The organism is Streptomyces sp. NPDC036815 (genome assembly GCF_055609205.1).
Genome location: NZ_JBVJPW010000012.1, coordinates 188,389 through 205,886 on the forward strand (window position 1 = coordinate 188,389; position 17,498 = coordinate 205,886).

Genomic DNA, 17,498 nt, shown 5'->3' on the forward strand with positions numbered 1-17,498 from the left:
GGGAGGGTGTGTGGAGGAGACGAAGGGCGTGCGTTCCGTGGCCGGGCCGCGGCGCGGCGCGGACGTGTCCGCGAGTGCCGATGCGCGGGGCGGCTCGGACCTGGAGCACGCCGACCGGGACGCCGCCATCGCCCATCTCTTCGCCGCGCACTACCAGGGCCTCCTGCGCCTCGCCTTCCTCCTGGGGGCGGACGGCGAAGCGGAGGACGTCGTGGCCGAGGCGTTCTATCAACTGCACCGCAAATGGGGGCGGTTGAGCACGCCGAACGCCGCGCTCGGCTATCTCAGAGGGACGGTGTGCAATCTGGCGCGGATGCGGTTACGTCATCTCAGGGTGGTCCGGCGCCACGCGCAGCGCCACGTCGGCGGCCTCGAACTCTCCGCCGAGCACCACGCCCTCCTGCGCGACGAACAGCGGTCGGTGGTCCGCGCGCTCCGCTCCCTGCCCGTCCGCCAGCACCAGGTGCTCGTCCTGCGCTACTGGCTCGACCTCAAGGAGTCCGAGATCGCCCGCACCATGGGCATCTCGACCGGCGCGGTGAAGTCGCACGCCTCCAGGGGGATGGCGAAGCTGAGCCGGGTCATGAAAGGGGGCGAGACGTGAACGTGGACACGTCCGCCGAGGACCGTCTGCGCTCCGCCCTCGCGGACGCGGCGGAGACCGTGACCGAAGCCCCCGATGCCTATCGGCGGGCCCAACGCCAGTGGCGGCGGCTGGAGTTGAGGCGCCGGGCCGTCATGGTCTCGCTCGTCCTCGTCCTGGTCGTCCTCGCTTGCGCGGCGGGGATCTGGGTCCTGTCCGGGGCCTCCCCGGCCGAGCACGTGGTCTTCGACGACCGGACGCACGGCACGCGAGGCATCGGCCCGTAGCTCTCACCGCGGCCGCGGTGCCGGGAAGGTCCGGGCCAGTTCCACCCGCGAGCTCACGCCGAGCTTCCGGAAGATCTGGCGCAGGTGGTAGTTGACGGTGTGCGGCGAGCGCCCCACCTGCTTGGCCACCTGCTGGTTGGTCAGCCCCGTGGCCACCAGCCGGGCGATGCGCGACTCCGCCTCCGTGAGCGCGGCCGCCGGGACGGGGGGTACTTCCGCCGGGGCGGCAGCCGGTACTCCCGCCGGTACTCCCACCGGGGCGGCAGCCGGTACTCCCACCGGGGGAGCGGCCCGTACGCCCGCCGTCGCACCCGGCGGAGCCGATGACGCCCCCGCCCCTGCTCCCGCCGCCCCGCCCAGCTCCCGCAGCCGCGTCTCGACCCGCTCGGCGTCCGCTCGCGCGCCGATGTCGGAGTACCGCTCCCAGGCGCCCCGCAGGCAGTCCCTGCCCGTGCCGCCGTCCCCCGCCCGGCCGCCCGCCAGGTGCAGCATCCCCAGATCCTCGCTGGCCATGGCGGCGGCCCAGGGATCGCCGTGCGTGCGGGCCGCGTGCTCCAGCGCCGCCGCGTCGCCGCGCAGCAGCCCCCGGGCGTGCTCGACCGTGGCGAGGAGGGACGGCTGCGCCGCGTTCCGTGCCGCGAGCCGTTCCACCTTTCGTACGACGGCGGCGGCCAGGGACGCGTGACCGGCGGCCCGGGCGAGGCGGACCAGCTGTGCGGCCGCGCCGTGGTCCCGCAGGAACAGCGAGGGTCTGATCAACGCGTCCTGCTGACCCGCGAGGAGCCTTCCGGCGCTCCGGGGGTCCGTCCCCGCGGTCGTCACCAGGAAGTCGACCCAGGCGTGCCGGAGGGAGGGGAACACGGCCTGCTCCGCGGCGAGTTCGGCCCGGGCGCGCCGCACGTGCCCCGCCGCCTCGTCCACCGCGCCGCGCCGCAGCGCCGTCACGGCGAGCAGCGACAACCCCTGCGAGACCGTCGTGGCGGTGCCGAGCCGGTCGGCCAGGGCGACCCCCACGGCCAGGTCGGTCTCGGCCTCCGTGATGCGGCCCGTGCCGAGCAGCAGCCGGCCGTGCTCGATCGTCGAGTCGGCGATCGCCTGCCGGTTGCCCTGCCGCTCCGCCTCCACCCGCAGCCGGGCCAGCTCCGCCCGCCCCTCACCGACGCGGCCGACCTGGATCAGCTTGACGGCCAGGGCGAGTTGGGGGTACGGGCGCCAGGCGGTCGGCAGCGATCCGTCCGTCATGCGCAGCGCCGTGCGGCCCCACAGCAGCCCCGCGTCCAGCCGGCCCGCCGCCCATTCGAGGTTCGACAGGACCGTCGCCGCGACCACCGCCGCGGGCCCGCGGTCGTAGTGGGCGAGGACGGCCCGCGCCTGCTCCCGCTCCCCGCGCTCGTCGTCCAGGCACAGCCCGAGGATCCGGGCCGCCTCGTCCTCGTGGCCCGGCAGTGCCGTGACGAGCGCGTCCCACAGCTGGGCCCGCGTCCGTGCGGGCAGCGGTCGGGAGAGGCTCTCCTGCGCCAGGAGGAGGGAGGCCACGAGGGGTGGGGTGCCGGGCGGGGAGGGCGCCGCGGGGGTGGGCGCGGCCGGGGCGGGGGGCGCCATCACGACGCGCCGCAGCATCTCCCGCAGTGGCGTGGGGATGTCCGCGCTGAGCCTGTGGCGTACGGCCGGGGACCGGAAGGCGAGCCGGTCCCCGTCGAACCGGATCAGGGAGGCGGCGACGGCTTCGTCGAGCGCGGGCAGCAGGGACAGGGTCGTCACCGAGAGCACCCGTGCCACGTCGTGCAGCACGAAGGTCTCGCCGACGAGGGCCGCGCCCCGTACGAACTGCCGGGCGGCTTCGGACAGTTCGCGGGGCCAGGCCGGTACGGCGGCCGCCGTCCGCTCCGCGGTGCGCCCTCGTGTCCCGCATGTTTCGTTCTTGAACATGAAGTACCCATCAGCGTCGGCTGGTCGAGGCCGGATGCCCGCGGGTCCCTCCCGTCGGTTCCGGCAGTCCCTATTGGTTGCCCGGCCCGGCCGCGCGGTTTACCTCGGATGCGGCCGGGTCGTGTGACCTGCGCCACGAGGGTGCCGGACTACTCGGTCGAGTAGGTGCTCCGGTGCCCGGCCTACCTCATCGAGTAGTTCCGCGGGCGGACGACGACCGATAGTTTCAAGCCGCCGGGAAGAAGATCGACTGGCGCTGTCAACCGATCCGGTGCACCGGGCAACTTGATGTACGAACGGAACGGAACGCGTACGGGAAATTGTTCTAAGGAGCCACGTTGATCGACCATCTCTCCGTCGCAGGACGCGGCAGGAAGTCGAAGTCGTCGGCGCCCGGCGGCGCACTTGTCGTCGGAGTGCTGCTTTCGGCGATGTTCATCGTCCAGTTCGACTTCTTCGTCGTCAATGTGGCCGCGCCCTCGCTGGAAAGCGACCTGCACGCCAGTGCGGGAATGCTCGAACTCGTCGTGGGCGGTTACGCCTTCGCCTTCGCCAGCGGAATGATCACGGGCGGCAGGCTCGGCGACATCTACGGACACCGCCGCCTCTTCGTCATCGGAATGGCCGCCTTCGGCGTCTCCTCCCTGCTGTGCGGCATCACGGCCACCCCCGGACAGCTCGTGGCGGCCCGGCTCGTGCAGGGCGCGGCGGGCGCCCTGATGGTTCCGCAGGTGCTCGCCGTGATCACCGCTCACCTCTCGGCCGCCGCCAGGCCGCGGGCCATCGCGGGCTACGGAATGGCCAGCGGACTCGGCTCCATCGCGGGCCAGGTACTCGGCGGCGGGCTCCTGGAACTCCACCTGTTCGTGCCCGGCTGGCGGTTGATCTTCCTGATCAACGTGCCGGTCTGCGCGGTCGCCGCCGTCCTGGCCGCCCGCCACCTGCCCGGCCCCGTACCGAAGCGGAATGTCGGGCTCGACCCCGTCGGCGCGGTCGGCGTCAGCCTCGCCCTCGTCCTCGTCCTGCTGCCGCTCTCGCTGGGCAGGACCGAGGGTTGGCCCCTCTGGTCGTGGATCTGCATGGGCGCGGCCGTGCCCGTGGCGGTCGCCACGCTGCTCTGGGAACGCGCGCTGACCCGCGGGTCGGGCAGCCCCGTGCTGGACCTGACGCTGTTCCGGAGTTCCTCCTTCAGCTCCGGGATGATCGCGGGCATCGCGTTCCAGCTCTACTTCGGCAGCTTCATGTTCACGCTGACGCTGCTGCTCCAGTCCGGGCTCGACCTCGGCCCGCTCGGCGCCGGTCTCGTCTTCGCGCCCATGGGCGTCCTCTTCGCGGGGAGCTCGCTGCTCGGCCGCGGGCTCGGGGACCGGTTCGGTACGAGGGTCCTCATCGCCGGGAGCGCGGTGACGGCGTCCGGGCTGCTGCTCCTCGCGGTGCTGCTCCACGCGTACGGGCAGGACATCGGTGTCCCCATGGTCGTCGGCTGCCTCTGCCTGGTGGGCTTCGGCAACGGCCTCGTGCTGCCCGCGCTGATCGGCGCGGCCCTCGTCAAGGTGCGCCCGGAGAAGGCCGGGGCGGCCTCCGGAGTGCTCACCACCACCCAGCAGTTCGCGAGTTCGGCGGGTGTCGCCGTCGTCGGCGCGACCTTCTTCGGAATGCTCGGGGAAAAGCCGGGGCCCGATGACTACGCCCGCGCGATGACGGGTTCCGCACTGATCGATCTGGTGCTTGTCGCCGCCGTTTTCTGTATGTGCTGGATCATCAAGCACATCGCTGAATCCGCGCGTTCCTGACGGACAGGGAGTGAATTCGCCTGATCCGCCGTACTGCCCCCATGCCTTTTTCCTTCCCTCCCCCCATGAATCCCTCCCCCTTTGAATCACTGCCCCTTATCCCGGCTCCACCGGTCAGAGGAGAGTCCATTGAACGACATGTTGCTCGACGTCACAGGTGCGGGACCGGCACCGCAGCAGCCGCCGTGGGAGGACGCCGCGCAGGTGCTGCGGGTGCGGCAGGACCTGGCGGGCCGGCCCGCGCTGGTGCGGGCGGCGGACGTGCGTGCACTGCGGGCCCGGCTCGCCCGCGTCGCGGCCGGGGAGGCCCATGTGCTGCAGGCGGGTGACTGCGCGGAGGACCCGGACGAGTGCACCCCCTCCCACGTGGCCCGCAAGGCGGCGCTCCTCGACCTCCTCGCGGGCACGCTGAAACTGACCACCCACAAGCCCGTCCTGCGGGTCGGCCGCATGGCCGGTCAGTTCGCCAAGCCCCGCTCACGCCCGACCGAAACCCTCGGCGGCGACGAACTCCCCGTATTCCGGGGGCACATGGTCAACGGCCCCGAACCGGACGCCGAGAGCCGACGCCCCGACCCGCTGCGCATCCTCACCAGTTACATGGCCGCGAGCGACGTCACCGACCACCTCGGCTGGCGCGGGGACACGGCCGGGCGCACCGGCATCGACCCCGTCGTATGGACCAGCCACGAAGCGCTGCTCCTCGACTACGAGGTGCCGATGCTGCGCCGTGACGAGGAGGGCGGGCTGCTCCTGTCCTCGACCCACTGGCCGTGGATCGGCGAGCGCACCCGGCAGTTGGACGGCGCCCACGTCGCGCTGCTCGCCCGGGTGACCAACCCCGTGGCCTGCAAGGTCGGTCCGACCATGACGGCCGACGCGCTGCTCGCCCTCTGCGAGCGCCTGGACCCCGGGAGGGCGGCGGGCCGCCTCACCCTCATCGCCCGCATGGGCGCCGACGCCGCGGCCGAGCGGCTGCTCTCCCTCGTGGCGGCCGTCCGTTCGGCCGGGCACCCGGCCGTCTGGCTCTGCGACCCGATGCACGGCAACACCGTCACGGCCCCCGACGGCCGCAAGACCCGTTTCGTGGACACGGTCGTACGCGAGGTGACGGCCTTTCAGCACGCGGTGCGGGAAGCGGGCGGCGCCGCGGGCGGCCTGCACCTGGAGACCACACCGGACGACGTGCACGAGTGCCTGGCCGACGACCGGGCCACCACCGACCGGACGGCCGAGCGGTACACCACCCTCTGCGACCCCCGGCTCAACCCCGCCCAGGCGATGACGGTGGTCGCCGCCTGGCAGCACTGACCCCCACACCGCAGCGAACCGAGGAGACCCTCATGGAGCACAAGATCGCCCTCGTCACCGGAGCCGCGGGCGGTATCGGCGCCGCCGTCGCACGGGCGCTGGGAGAGGACGGCACGGTCGTCGCGGCCGTCGACCGGGACGCGGGCCGGCTGGGCGAGACCGTGGAGAAGCTGACGGCGGACGGCCTCGCCGTCGAGGCGTTCCCCGCCGACGTCACGGACGGCGCCGCCGTACGCGAACTGGTCGACGCGGTCGAGCGGGACCTCGGCCCCGTCGACCACCTCGTCAACGCCGCGGGCATCCTCCGGGAGGGTGCCGTGGCCGACTTCCGCGACGAGGACTGGCACGCCACCTTCGCCGTCAACGTGACCGGCGTGTTCCAGGTCTCCCGGGCCGTCGTCGCCCGCATGGTGCCCCGCCGCCGCGGCGCCATCGTCACCGTGGCGTCCAACGCCGCCTCCACGCCGCGCGCCGGTATGGCCGCCTACGCCGCGTCGAAGGCCGCCGCCTCGATGCTCACGAAGTCCCTCGGCCTGGAGGTCGCGGCGCACGGAATCCGCAGCAACGTCGTGGCGCCGGGCTCGACCGACACCCCCATGCTCCGCTCGATGTGGCACGACGACTCGGGGCCCCGGGCGACGATCGAGGGCCGGCCCGAGGCGTACCGCCTGGGCATCCCGCTCGGCAGGATCGCGGGCCCCCGTGACGTCGCCGACGCCGTCGCCTTCCTGCTGTCCGGGCGGGCTGCCCACATCACGCTGCACGAACTCACCGTCGACGGCGGCGCGACCCTCGGCGCCTGAGCCGCGCGCGAGACCCCCGCCCACCGCCCCACAAGAGCCGAGGAGAGCCATGTCCGGCATACCGCCCATCGCGCCCTACCCCCTGCCGACGGCGGGCGACCTGCCCGCCCCCGTCCCGGCGTGGACCGTCGACCCGCAGCGCGCGGTCCTGCTCATCCACGACATGCAGCGCTACTTCCTGCGGCCGCTGCCCGAAGAGCTGCGCGAAGAACTCGTACGCAACGTGACGCTGCTGCGCGAACGGGCACGCGCGCACAACGTCCAGGTCGCCTACACGGCACAGCCCGGCGGCATGACCGACGAACAGCGGGGCCTGCTCAAGGACTTCTGGGGCCCGGGCATGCGCGTCGACCCGGCCGACCGCGAGGTCGTCGCACCGCTCGCCCCGGCCGCCGGGGACTGGCACCTCACCAAGTGGCGCTACAGCGCCTTCTTCCGCACCGACCTCCTGGCACGGATGCGCGCCGCCGGGCGCGACCAGCTCGTGGTGTGCGGCGTGTACGCGCACGTAGGGGTGCTGGTCACCGCCGTCGAGGCGTACAGCCACGACATCGAGACGTTCCTGGTGGCCGACGGCGTCGCCGACTTCTCGCCCGCGTTCCACCGGCAGGCCGTCGAGTACGCGGCCGCGAACTGCGCGGTGGTCACCACCGCCAAGGAGGTCCTGGCATGACGGACCCGGACCCGCTGTCCCACGTCCTGGCGCCCCACCCGCCCCCGTTCGCCCTGCTGCACCGCCCCGAGCGGACGGGCACGGAGGTCTTCGACCTGCTGCGCGGCGACGTCTCGTACCCCGCCTCGCTGCTCGACCTGCCCCTCTCCGAAGGCGAATCGGCCGCCGGGCCGCGCCACGAGACCCTCGCCGTCATTCCCTACCGGCAGCTCGCCGAGCGCGGGTTCACCTGCACCGACGACGGCTCCCCGCTCATCGCGCTGTCCGTCACCGACCAGCACACGCTGTCCGTCGCGGAGGTGCTCGCCCGAATCCCCGACGTCGCGATCGAGCTGTCCGACGGGCACTTCGACGTGGACGACGCGACGTACGCCGAGACCGTACGGAAGATCATCGCGGATGAGATCGGCACGGGGGAGGGGGCGAACTTCGTCATCAAGCGCTCCTTCGTCGCGGACATCACCGACTACGGCACGCACAGCGCCCCCACGGTCTTCCGACGCCTCCTGGAGCGGGAGTCCGGCGCGTACTGGACGTTCCTCGTCCACACCGGGGAGCGCACCTTCGTCGGCGCCTCGCCCGAACGCCACGTCAGCCTGCGGGGCGGCACGGCGGTGATGAACCCCATCAGCGGCACCTACCGCTTCCCGCAGTCCGGCCCCACGCTGACCGGCGCCCTGGACTTCCTCGCCGACCGCAAGGAGGCCGACGAGCTCTACATGGTGGTGGACGAGGAGCTCAAGATGATGGCCCGGATCTGCGACGGGGGAGGCCGGGTGGTCGGCCCGTTCCTCAAGGAGATGACGCGGCTCGCCCACACCGAGTACTTCATCGAGGGCGAGACCACCAGGGACCCCCGCGAGATCCTGCGCGAGACGCTGTTCGCCCCCACCGTCACGGGCAGCCCGCTGGAGAGCGCCTGCCGGGTCATCGGGCGGTACGAGCCCGGGGGGCGCGGCTACTACAGCGGGGTAGCGGCGCTCATCGGCCGGGACGCGCGGGGGCAGCACACGCTCGACTCGGCGATCCTGATCCGCACGGCCGACATCGACAGCGCGGGCAGGCTGCGGATCGGTGTGGGTGCCACCCTCGTACGGCACTCCGACCCCGCGTCGGAGGCCGCGGAGACACGTGCCAAGGCGGCCGGTCTCATCGGCGCGCTCAGCGGCAGCCGTCCCGGACAGCTCGGCGCCCACCCCGCCGTCCGCGCGGCACTGGAGCGGCGCAACGAGTCCATCGCCGACTTCTGGCTGGCCGGGGAGGACGAACGCGGGCGGCGGGACCCGCTGCTGGCGGGGCGACGGGTCCTTGTCGTGGACGCCGAGGACACCTTCACGGCGATGATCGGGCAGCAACTGCGTTCGCTGGGACCTGATGTGACGATCCGTCGCTTCGACGAGCCGTACGCCTTCGACGGATACGACCTGGTGGTGATGGGGCCCGGGCCCGGCGATCCCCGCGCGAGCGCGCACCCGAAGATCGACCGTCTGCGGTCCGGGGTGCGGGCCCTGCTCGCGCAGCGCACGCCGTTCCTCGCGGTGTGCCTCAGCCACCAAGTGCTCGCCGCGGAACTGGGGTTCGGCCTCGTCCGCCGCGACGTCCCGAACCAGGGCGTGCAGCGGGAGATCGACCTCTTCGGCGCCACCGAGCGCGTCGGGTTCTACAACACGTTCGCCGCGCGGAGCCTCGCGGACGAGGTGGAGCACCCCGGCACCGGTTCCGTCCGGGTGAGCAGGGACCCGGCGACCGGAGAGATCCACGCACTGCGCGGGGAGCACTTCGCCTCGCTGCAGTTCCACCCCGAGTCGGTCCTCACCAAGGACGGGCCGCGCATCATGGGCGCGCTGCTCGGCGCGCTCCTCGCCGTTCCCCAGGCGGCCCCGGCCTGATCCGGCCGACGGACCCACCGCACGCCTGCACCGCACGCCTCCACCCACCCTCTTCCCCGATGAGGAGTTCCTGGCGCCATGCTGCTCCAACGCCTTGCCAACCGCGGTATCCGACTGGGCACGCTCTTCGAGCGAGCGGCCTCCCGGCACCCGGCGAACGTGCTGATCCTCGACCACGACCTCGACATCGCGCCCGGACTCGGCCGCCGGGCCACGATCGCCGAGGTCGCGGAACTCGTCGACGACTTCGCCGCCCGGCTGTGGGCCGCGGGGGTCCGCCCCGGCGAGCGCGTCGTCGTCCACAAGTCGAACAGCTTCGACATCACCCTGCTGGCCTGCGCGGTGGCGCGCACCGGCGCGGTGCCGGTGCTGCTCTCGCCGTCGCTGGACGGTGCGACCGTCACCGAACTGGTCACCAGGGCCGACCGGCCCTTCCTGGTCACCGACGAGGCCAAGCTCAGCGAGGAGCTGCCCGCCGCCGTCCTCGACGCGGCCCGCCGGGTGCTGCTCACCTCCGGCACCCACGAGGGCGCCACGCCGCTGGCCTCGTTCGCCGGGGCGGAGCGCGTCGCTCCCGTCACCATGCCCCCCGAGCACCCGACGCTGATCACCCACACGTCGGGAACGACCGGCACCCCGAAGCTCGCCGTGCACACGGGGCGCAGTCTGCAGGCCCGCTACCGGCCCCAGGCGTCGATCCTCGCGCCGATCGTGCCCAAGCGGGAGATGACGGCCCTGCACGTGTCGTTCGTGCACTCCCGGCTCTTCACCGCCCTGGCCATCTCCCTGCTCCGCGGCTTCCCCGTGCTCGTGCTCGCCGACTCCGGACCGGAGCAAGTCGCCGACCTCTTCGCCCGGTTGCGCCCCGGCATCCTGGAAGCCCATCCCAACTCGTTCATGGAGTGGGAGGAGCTGGCGGACGACCCGCGGCGGCCGCTGGCGAACGTCAAGCTGTTCAGCAGCACGTTCGACGCGATCCACCCGCGCACCGTGCACCGGCTCCTGCACGCGTCGCGGCGCAGGGCCCCGCTCTTCGGGCAGCTCTACGGGCAGAGCGAGATCGGCCCCGCCGTCGTACGGGCCTTCACGAGGCGACGCACCCTGAACGACGACGGGCGCTGTGTCGGCATGCCGTTCCCCGGCATGACCGACGCCCGCGTCGTCAGCCGCGACGGGAATCCGCCCTCCGAGGAGAACCCCGGTTACATCGAGGTGCGCAGCGACGGCCGGATCGTGACCTATCTCGGCGAGCGGCAACGCTACGACCAGCAGGTCTCCGAAGGCGGCTGGTGGCGGATGGGCGACGTGGGCTACCGCACCAAGTGGGGCTGCATCCATCTCCTCGACCGCGAGGTCGATCTGATCGAGGGGTTCGGCAGCACGCTGGCCGCCGAGGACCACCTGATCGGCAGGCTCGATCGGCTCGCCGAAGTCATCGTGGTGCGGGGCGCGGACGGCACGGCCGTACCCGTCGTGTGCACCAAGGGCGACGAGCCGCTCGACCTGGCCGCCTGGGACGCGGCCGCCGCGGCCCTCGCCCCCATGGCGCGCCCCGTCCAGTGGCGCCTGGCGGACCTGCCGCAGACCGCCACCACGAAGATCAAGCGCCTCGAACTCGCGAGGCTGCTGGCGTCGGGCGGCGGGCGCGCGGCCACGGAGGGCGGTCCCGCGGCCACGGAGGCCCGGCCGGTGGCCCCGGGCGGCGGCTCTGCGGTCGAGGGCGACGGTCCCGTGGTCGAGGGTGATGGCTCCGCGCCCACGGACCGCGACCCCGGAACCCCGGAGCGGGCGGCGTGAGGCGCGCTCACTTCCGCCGCGGCGACGCGAGGAGATAGCGCTCGCCACCGCGCGGTCCGGCGTGTTCGCCGACCTGCCAGCCCGCCCGGTCCAGGGCCGCCCCGCAATCCCGCAGCCCTTCCGGCGTCGGTTCCCGTACGGCGACGGCCTCCGGCTGCGGGGTCTCCGTGACCCGGTAACCCGCACGGCCGGGGCCCGCCGGCCGGCACCCCGCCGCCTCCAGGGCCAGCGCGGCCGCCCGCACCAGATGCGTGCGCTCCCAGCCGCAGGGGCGGTCCCGGGCGCCGTCGGGGTTCGTCATGCGGCGCAGTTCGACCAGGCCCTCCCAGGCGCTGCGCACCTCCCGCGCGCGGGCCGGGCCGTCCGCGCCGGACGGCGCCGTCTCCGTGCCGGTGCGCGCGGCGAAGGCGCCGGAGGCCGCCGGGGGAGGCGGCTCCGGGGCGGCGGGGGCGGCGTCGCCCTCCTCCCGTACGCGATGCCCCGCGGGCGTCAGGAAATACGCGTGGGGCGGCCGGGGATGGCGGAAGGCCAGGCGCGCCCGCACCAGGCCCGTCAGCTGGGCCTCGCTGCCGGACAGGCGCCCGGTCCGCGGCTCCGCGGCCTCGATGATCCGTCGCTGTGCGGCTGTCAAGGGCTTCACCGCGCACGCACCCCTTCCCCGGCCGGTTCCTTCACCTGCCTCCGATGGTGCCCCGTGCCACTGACATCAGGTGGCCGGGGCCACCGACATCAGGAGTTCGAGGACGCGGCGGTCCTCGTCCGCGCCCGCCCGCTCCCCGGGGCTGCCGGGGTAGGTGTCCAGGAGCACGTCCGTGGCGCCGAGACCGGCCAGCGTCTCCAGGTCACCGCGGACCTGGTCGAGGTTGCCGTGGCCGAGCGGCCGGTCCGCGGTGTCGGGGCGCTGCCCCAGCCGGATCTGCAGGCGCGGCACCAGGCCGGGCGCGGGGCGGCCCGCCGCCTCGGCCTCGGCCGCGATGCGGGGCAGCGCCGCGGCGAGCAGTTCCCGGCTCGGCATGAACGGGTGCCAGCCCTCGCCGAGGCGGGCCGCGCGGCGCTGCGCCGCGGGGGAGTTGCCGCCGACCCAGACGGGGAGGCAGGGGCTCGTCGCGGGGGCGGGCGCGGTGCGCACACCGTCGTACGCGACGTACCTGCCGTGGAAGGACGCCGGGTCCTCGCGCCAGGCGGCACGGATCGCGGTGAGGTACTCGTCGGTGATCGCGCCCCGCTCGCGGAACGGCACGCCGAGCACCTCGTACTCGGCGGCGGACCAGCCCACACCGGCGCCGAGGATGAACCCGGCCTCGTTGAGCCGGTCGATGTTGGCCGCCAGGCGCGCGGTCTGCAGGGGGTGCCGGTAGGGGATCACGGTGATGGTGGTGCCGAGCCGCAGCCCCGGCACGCGCCCCGCGAGGTGGGCGGCGAGCACGAACTGGTCGTAGAACGGCGCCGGATAGACCTCGTGGACGTCGGGGGTCACCGCGATGTGGTCGGAGATCATCGCGAACTCGCAGCCGAGCTCGCGGGCGTCGGTCGCCTGCCGCACGAGGGAGTCGGGGGTGGTGCCGGAGCCGAAGTTGAGGAGATTCACGCCGTATCGCATGGGCGCAGTCTTGATGATCATCATCGAGGCTGTCGAATGCGGAGGGCGTCGTGCCTCAACTCACCAGCTGCGGACGGAGGTTCCAGCTCGCCACCACGTGCCGCCGGTGCTCCGTGGACAGCCGGCTCACCGTGCCGGTGGCGAGCAGGAACATCGATCCGCCCGACGCGGGCAGGCCCAGGCGCCGGGCCGTCAGGACGCGCAGGAAGTGGCTGTGGGCGAAGAGGACGACACTGCCCTCGTTGTCGGCGAGCGCCGCGTCCACCTTGGCGAGCATGCGGTCGGCGCGCTCGCCCACCTGCTCGGGGCTCTCGCCGGGGTGCTCCGGCGGGCCGGGGGCGACGCCGTCCGTGAACAGGTACCAGTCGGGGCGGGTGCGGTGGATGTCGAAGGTCGTGATGCCCTCGTACGCGCCGTAGTCCCACTCGCTCAGGTCGGGGTCCACCCGCGCGTTCCCGAACCCGGCCAGCTCCGCGGTCTCCCGCGAGCGCTGCCGGGGGCTGGTGAACGCGGCCCCGATCCGGAACCTGCTGATGAGCGGGGCGAGCGAGCGGGCCTGTTCCCTGCCGTTGTCCGTCAGGGGAATGTCCGTCGAGCCCGTGTGCTGCCCCGTAAGGGACCACTCCGTCTCGCCGTGCCGGACGAGGAGCAGATCACCCATGGTCGCGCCGATCCTGTTCTTCCGGTGGTGGCGGAACCGTCCGGCACCGCCACCACCGAGCCTGCCACGCCCCCCGGGCGGCGCGCCCGGCGGGACCCGGCAAGCGGGTCCTACAGGCCCTGCGGCACCCGTGCCGGACGGCCCGAGCCGCGGGTCAGGGCGTAGCCGCCGACGCCCGCGAGCGCCGCGAGGACGCCACCGGCCGCCGTCCAGAGCCAGCGCGACGACCACCAGCCGCCCGACCAGCCGTCCTCCGGTTCCACGGCGGCCGCGGTGCGCCGCTCGTCCGAGCCCGCGCCCGGCACCAGCGGCTCGCCGAGCGAGCCGTCCACCGCCTGCGCGCCGCCCGCGTCGGTCGCGGTGACCTTCGCCTCGGCCCGCACCGGCAGACCCAGGTCGTCCGCCTTGAGGCCGGTGACCGTGAGCCGCGCGTAGTAGGTGCCCGGCAGCGGATCGTTGGCCCACTCCTCGGACCAGGCCCTGACGGTGCGCAGCGTGCAGGAGAGCGACACCGACGCGGCGTCCTGCGCGGCCGTCCTCGCCGGGGTGCCGAGCCGGCAGGCCTGGCGGCGCCGCAGCCCGTCGTACACGTCGACCCGCCAGGTCGACGCGGCGTGCCGGGCGGCGGCGTCGGGGAGCTTCACCGTCGCGTGCACGGTGGCGCGCTGCCCGGTGTCCACGGGGAACGCCCAGTACAGGTAGTCGCCCGTGGACGCCTCCGCCGAGGCCTCCTGGCCGATGCGGAGCGCGGTCGCGGTACGGAACGACGTGCCCGCCTCCGTGACCTTCTCGGCGGGCTCGTCGTCATCGGCCGCCGCGACTCCCGCGGCGCCCGTCAGGGCCAGCAGGGCGGCACCGGTCACCGCGGCGAAGCGCCGCACCACACGTGTCGTACGCATCAGTTGGTCCTCCAGACCGCGAAGCGCCAGCGCGAGACCCAGCCCCAGACCAGACCGGCGAGGAAGCCGACCAGGACGAGCAGACCGAGCAGCCACCAGCCGTGGCCGAGCCCGAAGAAGGCGACGTCCGAGGCCTCGTCGGGGGAGTCGACCAGGTCGACGGCGAGCTCGACCGGCAGGCCCGGCGCGCTCTTCACGGACGCGGGGGCCGAGAAGGAGTTGCTGACGCGCAGACAGACGGTCTCGGCCGCATCGTCAGCGTCCTCGCCGTCCTCGTCGTCCGCCTCCGGCGTCGGATGGCGCAGGCCCGTCGAGATCACGTCGGTGCGCCCGTCGCCGGACTCCTGGCCGCGCACGAGTTCACGGCCCCGCGGTGTCTCGGCGCGCAGCAGCACGCCGTAGTCCTGGTTGACGGCCCGGTCCGCGGACACGCTCACCGAGGCGCGCAGCTCCTTGCCCGCCGGGACGTTCACGCGGTACCAGCGGTGCTCGCCGAACTTCTCGCGGTCGGTGTAGAGGCCGGACTTCAGCTCGGGGGCGTCGGTGCACTGCGCGGCGCCCTTCGCCTCGACGGGCGTGACGACCGGGTCGGCCGCGCGGTCCACCAACTGCTTGACGCGGCCGGAGAGTTCATCGGTGTGCCGCACCGACGTGTACGTGCCGCCGGTGGCCTCCGCGATGCAGCTCAGCTGGTCGCGGGTCTTGGCGTCGGGCACCAGGCCCAGCGTGTCGATGGTGAGGTGGATGCCCTTGGCGGAGATGTCGCGGGCGACCACGCACGGGTCGAGCGGCTGACAGGTGTCCTCGCCGTCGGAGATCAGCACGATGCGGCGGCTGCGCTCGGCGGTGTCGTCCGTCAGGTCGTGGGCGGCCTTGAGCAGCGTCGGGCCGATCGGGGTCCAGCCGGTCGGCGCGAGCGTCGCCACGGCGGTCTTCGCGTCGGTGCGGCCCGCCTTGTCGAGCTGCTCCACGGGGTAGAGCAGCTCGGTGTCCTTGCAGCCCGTCCTGCGGTCGTCGCCGCGGTAGTTGGCGCCCAGGGTGCGGATGCCGAGGGCGACCTCGTCGGGGGTCGCGTCCAGGACCTCGTTGAAGGCCTGCTTCGCGGCGGCCATCCGGGACTTGCCGTCGATGTCGCGGGCCCGCATGGAGCCGCTGACGTCGAGGACCAGCTCGACCTTGGGGGAGGGCTGTGCCGGTTCGTCGTCGTCGGCGGCCGCCGCGGGGCCTGCCGTGACGAGCCCGGCGGTCAGGGCGGCGAGCAGGGCGATGGCCCAGGCCGCCGGCCGTTGTCTTGTGATCATCGCCGGATACTATTGATCTCGGGCGCGCATCCCCAAAACGAGGCCGGAACGGCACGCACAGCCACCGCCTGACCACGCGTCACGCCGATCCGCGCGGGCGGTTCAGCGCTTCAGCTCCCGGCCCCCGAACGCCCCGGACCCGTCGGCCCGCCGCCACCACGACTCCATCGCCGACTGGTCCATGGTCCGCCAGTCCGGGGTCGCCTGGACGAGCGCGCCGCCGAGGCGCCGCCCGAGCTCCACCATCGAGCGGCCGGACGCGGTGCGGTCGGCGTCGTACGCGGCCAGGGCGTCCGCCCAGGTGTCCGCGGCGGTGAGGGCGGCCTCCAGGGCCGTGGCGTCCTGCAGCGCCTTGACCGCGCCGGCGCCGGTGTGCGGCCGGGCCACGGCCGCCGCGTCGCCGGTCAGCAGGACGCCGTCCGCGGTGCAGCGGGGTGCGGTGAAGTCGTACATCGGCTGGAGGAAGAGCTCCTCGGGTGCCGTCTCGCGCAGCAGCGCACCCCAGTAGGGCGGCAGCAGTTCGTCGGCGACGTACGCGAGATGTCCGGCGAGCGCCCGGGTGAGGCCGCCGGGCGGCAGGCTCGTGGGGCCGGTGAGCCGCAGGTCGCGGCCGAGTCCGAGGTCGAGGTCCGGGGGTGGGGCGGTGTACAGGACCCAGTTGACGCGGTGGCCGCCCGCGCCGTCCGGGATGCGGTAGATGATGACGTGGCCGCCGGGGAAGACCGCGTACACGCAGTCGTCCTCGGCCCACCGCTCCGGGTCGTTCAGCCGGGACGCTGGGAAGGCGCCGCGCCAGGCGAGGTAGCCCGCGTACTCCGGGCGGACGTCGCCGAAGCGGGCCGCGCGGACCGCCGAGCGGTAGCCGTCGGCGCCGATGACGAGGTCGTGGTGGGTGCTGCCCGCGTCGGTGCTCACCTCGACGCCGTCGGAGCCCGGGAGCACGGTCCGCACCGTGGCGCCCGCGCGGAAGTCCACACTCTTCGGGATGCGGCGGCGCAACTCCCGCCACAACGGGCCCCAGTTGTACGTACGGAAGGGGAACGGCATCACGGCGATCTCCCGCCCCACGGGGGCTGCGGTCGCCTCGTCCCGCACGTACCAGCGCCGCCGCACGAGCTGCACCCACGGCATGCCCGCGTCCAGATATCCGGCCGACTCCAGCTCCACGTAACGGGAGTCGTGCACGGCGAGCCCCACGCCCCGGTCCGCCAGGTCCCCCGCCGCACGCTCGTACACCGTGATCTCGTCCGCGCCGCCCCGGTGCGCGGCCAGCGCCGCGGCGCACCCGGCGATGCTGCCGCCCACGACGGCGACCCTGCCTCCACGCATCATGGCGCCATCCTGGCAGCCTTCGTGACCACCTGTCAGCGCAGCGAGACCCCGCGTCCCGCGAAGAACGGCTCGAACTCGTCGGCGGGGAGTTCGGCGGTGCGGGTGGCTGCGTCGATGCCGGACGGGTTGTGGAAGTGCAGCAGCCCTTCGGGCGTACGCCGGGTGAGCAGGACCAGGTGGCCGCCCCTGCCCGGCGCGGGCCGGTGCGGGCGGCGGATCTCGAAGTGCACGGAGGCGATGACCTGCCACCCCTCGTCCAGGAGCGTGCCGATCTCCTCGACGGCCAGGTGCCGGTGGACCTCGGCGCCGAGGCCGAACTCGGCGCGGGCGTACGCGGCGAACGGGGCGTAGATCATGCCCTTGATGACCCCGCCCTCCTCGGTGTAGGCCCCGTACTTGAGCGCGCCGTCGCGCAGGGCGAACAGGGGCGGGGCGGAGGCGCCGAGCGCCATCTGGAAGCAGGTGAGCCCGCACAGGTGCCCGCACCAGCGTGCGTAGTCGTCGAGGGTGGCCGCGCCCGACGTGCGCCACGCGGGGTCGGCGGCGCGGTCGAAGCCGTCGTACACGATGGGCGCGACGAGTTCGGGCGAGGCGAACTGCGTGTGGACGGGCGCGGCGCAGGCGGCGCAGGGCGGCACGG

Annotated in this window: 16 protein-coding genes; 8 read left to right on the top strand and 8 right to left on the bottom strand. The window is 73.8% G+C overall.

The window, feature by feature from the left end; translation table 11 throughout:
- The first annotated feature begins 10 nt into the window (after positions 1-10).
- Both ACZ69I_RS24500 and ACZ69I_RS24505 read left to right on the top strand, forming a co-directional pair.
- On the top strand, positions 11-604 hold the full coding sequence (locus tag ACZ69I_RS24500) for a SigE family RNA polymerase sigma factor (protein WP_470834574.1): 594 nt from the start codon (positions 11-13) through the stop codon (positions 602-604).
- On the top strand, positions 601-870 hold the full coding sequence (locus tag ACZ69I_RS24505; RefSeq protein WP_470834575.1) for a hypothetical protein: 270 nt from the start codon (positions 601-603) through the stop codon (positions 868-870). Before ACZ69I_RS24500 ends, ACZ69I_RS24505 begins: the two co-directional genes overlap by 4 nt.
- A 3-nt stretch (positions 871-873) precedes the next feature.
- Here the strand turns inward: ACZ69I_RS24505 and ACZ69I_RS24510 are convergent, their stop codons facing one another.
- On the bottom strand, positions 874-2,799 hold the full coding sequence (locus tag ACZ69I_RS24510) for a LuxR C-terminal-related transcriptional regulator (RefSeq protein ID WP_470834576.1): 1,926 nt from the start codon (positions 2,797-2,799) through the stop codon (positions 874-876).
- 338 nt (positions 2,800-3,137) lie between these two features.
- Between ACZ69I_RS24510 and ACZ69I_RS24515 the strand changes: the two genes are divergently transcribed.
- From ACZ69I_RS24515 to ACZ69I_RS24540, 6 genes are all read left to right on the top strand, one after another.
- Positions 3,138-4,592 carry an MFS transporter gene (locus ACZ69I_RS24515; protein ID WP_470834577.1) on the top strand — a complete coding sequence of 485 codons (1,455 nt, stop codon included), beginning with the start codon at positions 3,138-3,140 and terminating at the stop codon, positions 4,590-4,592.
- A gap of 129 nt (positions 4,593-4,721) precedes the next feature.
- The gene (locus tag ACZ69I_RS24520) at positions 4,722-5,903 is read left to right on the top strand and encodes a 3-deoxy-7-phosphoheptulonate synthase (RefSeq protein ID WP_470834578.1); all 1,182 of its coding nucleotides are present in this window, start codon (positions 4,722-4,724) and stop codon (positions 5,901-5,903) included.
- A gap of 32 nt (positions 5,904-5,935) precedes the next feature.
- A complete protein-coding gene (locus ACZ69I_RS24525; protein ID WP_470834580.1) occupies positions 5,936-6,706 on the top strand; it encodes a 2,3-dihydro-2,3-dihydroxybenzoate dehydrogenase in 771 nt (256 codons plus the stop codon).
- Between the two features lie 49 nt (positions 6,707-6,755).
- Positions 6,756-7,379: an isochorismatase family protein gene (locus ACZ69I_RS24530; protein ID WP_470834581.1), complete on the top strand. Its 624-nt coding sequence runs from the start codon at positions 6,756-6,758 to the stop codon at positions 7,377-7,379.
- Positions 7,376-9,268 (top strand): anthranilate synthase family protein, encoded by a 1,893-nt coding sequence (locus ACZ69I_RS24535; RefSeq protein ID WP_470834583.1) that lies wholly within the window; start codon positions 7,376-7,378, stop codon positions 9,266-9,268. The genes ACZ69I_RS24530 and ACZ69I_RS24535 overlap by 4 nt, the downstream gene beginning before the upstream one ends.
- Before the next feature lie 78 nt (positions 9,269-9,346).
- Positions 9,347-11,065: a class I adenylate-forming enzyme family protein gene (locus tag ACZ69I_RS24540; protein WP_470834584.1), complete on the top strand. Its 1,719-nt coding sequence runs from the start codon at positions 9,347-9,349 to the stop codon at positions 11,063-11,065.
- Between the two features lie 7 nt (positions 11,066-11,072).
- Here the strand turns inward: ACZ69I_RS24540 and ACZ69I_RS24545 are convergent, their stop codons facing one another.
- The 7 genes from ACZ69I_RS24545 to ACZ69I_RS24575 form a co-directional block, all read right to left on the bottom strand.
- Positions 11,073-11,705: a hypothetical protein gene (locus ACZ69I_RS24545; protein WP_470834586.1), complete on the bottom strand. Its 633-nt coding sequence runs from the start codon at positions 11,703-11,705 to the stop codon at positions 11,073-11,075.
- Positions 11,706-11,771: 66 nt separating this feature from the next.
- Entirely contained in the window at positions 11,772-12,665 is an 894-nt protein-coding gene (locus tag ACZ69I_RS24550; RefSeq protein WP_470834589.1) for a TIGR03619 family F420-dependent LLM class oxidoreductase, read from the bottom strand.
- Positions 12,666-12,720: 55 nt separating this feature from the next.
- Positions 12,721-13,326, bottom strand: a complete 606-nt coding sequence (locus ACZ69I_RS24555; RefSeq protein ID WP_467678501.1) for a histidine phosphatase family protein — start codon at positions 13,324-13,326, stop codon at positions 12,721-12,723.
- A gap of 110 nt (positions 13,327-13,436) precedes the next feature.
- Complete coding sequence (locus ACZ69I_RS24560) at positions 13,437-14,225, bottom strand: hypothetical protein (RefSeq protein ID WP_470834592.1); 789 nt, start codon at positions 14,223-14,225, stop codon at positions 13,437-13,439.
- On the bottom strand, positions 14,225-15,526 hold the full coding sequence (locus tag ACZ69I_RS24565) for a VWA domain-containing protein (protein WP_470834593.1): 1,302 nt from the start codon (positions 15,524-15,526) through the stop codon (positions 14,225-14,227). Before ACZ69I_RS24565 ends, ACZ69I_RS24560 begins: the two co-directional genes overlap by 1 nt.
- 102 nt (positions 15,527-15,628) lie before the next feature.
- The gene (locus tag ACZ69I_RS24570; protein ID WP_470834670.1) at positions 15,629-16,855 is read right to left on the bottom strand and encodes an FAD-dependent monooxygenase; all 1,227 of its coding nucleotides are present in this window, start codon (positions 16,853-16,855) and stop codon (positions 15,629-15,631) included.
- 35 nt (positions 16,856-16,890) lie between these two features.
- Positions 16,891-17,496 (bottom strand): peptidase, encoded by a 606-nt coding sequence (locus ACZ69I_RS24575; RefSeq protein WP_470834671.1) that lies wholly within the window; start codon positions 17,494-17,496, stop codon positions 16,891-16,893.
- Positions 17,497-17,498: the final 2 nt, after the last annotated feature.